1 pseudogene is annotated in these 410 nt (G+C 60.0%); it reads right to left on the minus strand.

Features of this window, described 5'->3' with window-relative positions:
- Window positions 1–402: pseudogene (locus tag I6F37_RS42380) on the minus strand (carbohydrate ABC transporter permease); the annotation flags it as partial.
- Window positions 403–410: the final 8 nt, after the last annotated feature.

A 410-nucleotide genomic window follows, 5' to 3' on the forward strand; every position in this document is an offset into this window, starting at 1 on the left:
ACCTAGGATCGTGTCGAGCAATCCAAACTTCGCCAGAGTCCTGTAATTTTCGACCAGAAGCACCTCGGGCATGATCATCAGCTGGACCAGGACAAGGACGAACAGCGCGTTCGACCCCCGGAATGGATAGCAGACGAACGCATACGCAGCGAGTGTGCAGACCACCAGTTGGCACGCCAGAACCAGCGATACGAGCAGGAACGTGTTGACGAAGTACCGCGCAAACGGAGCCGCGGTCCAGACGCGCTCAAAATTCTCAAGCGTCCAGGGAGCGGAGAGATCGAACCGCGCCGCGAAAGCCGCGGGGTGAAACGCGGTCCACAGCCCGTACAGCAAAGGCGATATCCAGATGATCGCCAGCAGCCACGCGGCGAGATTGGCGAGGGCGAAACCAGGACGCATGCGTAGCC

It is taken from the genome of Bradyrhizobium sp. NBAIM08 (assembly GCF_020193935.1).
Lineage (GTDB): Bacteria > Pseudomonadota > Alphaproteobacteria > Rhizobiales > Xanthobacteraceae > Bradyrhizobium > Bradyrhizobium yuanmingense.